Source organism: Rugamonas brunnea (assembly GCF_014042345.1).
Taxonomy (GTDB): domain Bacteria; phylum Pseudomonadota; class Gammaproteobacteria; order Burkholderiales; family Burkholderiaceae_D; genus Rugamonas; species Rugamonas brunnea.
Genome location: NZ_JACEZT010000058.1, coordinates 1 through 301 on the forward strand (window position 1 = coordinate 1; position 301 = coordinate 301).

Below are 301 nucleotides of genomic sequence, written 5' to 3' on the forward strand. Positions count from 1 at the left end.
TAGCTTGACGATAACCTACTTTCACACTGGTTGCAGCACTATCATCGGCGCAGAGTTGTTTCACGGTCCTGTTCGGGATGGGAAGGGGTGGGACCAACTTGCTATGGTCATCAAGCTTTGACTTGTAGGGGTTGCGCGCTCGTGCGCGTCACCCGGAATCTGGAAGAAGTAATTTTGGGTAATGAAGTTGTATCAACGAACGTTACAACGCACTTCTCATTCACCACAACCTGCTAAGGTTATAGGGACAAGCCGTACGGGCAATTAGTATCAGTTAGCTTAATGCATTACTGCACTTCCA

Annotated in this window: 1 rRNA gene; it reads right to left on the reverse strand. The window is 48.2% G+C overall.

The features are described from left to right. Window positions 1–2: 2 nt before the first annotated feature. A 5S ribosomal RNA gene (gene rrf, locus H3H37_RS25470) occupies window positions 3–115 on the reverse strand. Between the last annotated feature and the right edge of the window lie 186 nt (window positions 116–301).